The sequence below is a fragment of the Mesorhizobium sp. M7A.F.Ca.CA.001.10.2.1 genome, from assembly GCF_003998575.1.
Classification (GTDB): Bacteria; Pseudomonadota; Alphaproteobacteria; order Rhizobiales; family Rhizobiaceae; genus Mesorhizobium.
Window position 1 is genome coordinate 1 of sequence record NZ_RZQY01000911.1, and the last position, 1,810, is coordinate 1,810.

The 1,810-nt window shown below is 64.9% G+C and carries 1 pseudogene; it reads left to right on the forward strand.

Annotation, left to right across the window (positions count from 1 at the left end):
• Window positions 1-1,810, forward strand: a pseudogene (locus EN964_RS33360) (DUF3971 domain-containing protein); the annotation flags it as partial.

Here is a 1,810-nt window from a genome sequence, read left to right on the forward strand (position 1 = left end):
CGGCGTCTACAACACGGTGAGCCACAAATTGGTCGCCGAGCAGATCGCGCTCCGGTCCGCCGGCTCCGGCGAGATGCTTGGCACCGCCGCCGTGGCGTTCGTCGACGGCAAAGTGCCGGGGATCAATCTGGCGTTCAACATCCACGACATGCAGGTCTCTCACGTCAAGCAGCTGTGGCCGTGGTTTTCGGCGCGCAATGCCCGGCTCTGGGTGCTGGCCAATCTGTTCGGCGGCCGTGTCGTCGACGCCAACCTTCAGTTCCAGGTGGTGCCGGGCCGCCTGGGCAACGGCGTGCCGCTTTCGGCCGATGAGGTGTTCGGCCGCTTCCAGATCGAGGGATCGCGCTTCGACACCGCCGGCCGCATTCCGCCGATACGCGACGCGGTCGGCGTCGTCGGTTTCCACGGCAACGATGTCGATATCTCGCTATCCTCGGGCACCGTCTACATGCCCAGCGGCCGCACCGTGGCGGCCAGCAACGGCACGCTGACGGTCAAGGCGGCCAACCGCCCGCCGGTCGTCGGCGCGCTCGATATCGACGTCGACGGCGAAGCGTCGGCCGTAGCCGAACTCGCATCCTACGAGCCGATCAACGCCATGCGCCATGTCGGCATCCTGCCGGAAGACCTGTCGGGCAGCGTCACCGGCCACGTCAAGGCGGATATTCCGCTGCAGTCCGGTGTCGACTCCTCGAAGCTCGATTGGCTGGTGTCGCTCGACTATAGCGGCATGTCCTTGGCCAAGCCTTTCGAGGGCCAGATCGTGACGGATGCCGACGGTTCGATCACGGTCGATCCGGAGAAGGCGGTGATCTCCGCCAAGGCATTGCTGAACGGCATTCCGGCCGAACTCGATCTGGTCGAGCCGCTCAGGGATGACGGGCCGGCGCGCAGCCGCAAGGTGGCTCTGGTGCTTGACGACAAGATCCGCGCCGCCGCCATGCCCGGCCTGAAGCCGCTGCTTGCCGGAACGGTGAAGGTGGCGATCGACAAGAACGGCGGCGGCGACCAGAACGTCTCGGCCGATCTGACCAACGCCAGGCTGGACATTCCCTGGGCCGGCTGGGGCAAGGGGGCAGGGGTTCCTGCCAATGTCACCTTCGTCATGACCAAGTCCGGCGACACCACGACGCTGTCCGATTTCGACCTTGACGGAAAGACGTTCTCCGTCGACGGCAGCATCGTGCTGGTCAATGGCGCCTTGTCGTCGGCGCGGTTCAGCAAGGTCACCTTGAACAGGGGCGACGACGTTGCCGTGTCGGTGAAGCGGTCCGGCAAGGGCTATGCGGTCGAGATATCGGGCAACGCGCTCGATGCCCGCTCGCTGATCAAGCAGTTCACCTCGGACGTCGACACGGCTACCAAGACCACCGGTTCCGATGCCATTTCCGTCAGCGCCGATGTCGACCGGCTGACCGGTTTCCACGACGAGCAATTGTCCAATCTGAAGCTCGACTACAGTGCTGCCGGTTCGCGGGTGAACGGGCTGAAGGTCAGCGCCACGGCAAGTTCGGGCGCCGCCATATCGATCAGCAACACCACCGGCGCCGGCCGGCGCGCGCTCAACATGCAGTCCGCGGACGCCGGCGCCATCCTGAGATTCCTCAATATCTACGAGCATATGGAAGGCGGAACGATCACCCTGGCGCTTGCGGGGCCGAGCGACGGATCGCTGAGGGGCAAGGTCGACACCAGCAACTTTTTCGTGGTCAACGAACCGAAATTGGCCTCCATCGTCTCGACCACGCCGGCCGGCGACAACCGCAGCCTCAATCAGGCGGTCAAAGGCAAGCTGGATACGTCGCGGGTG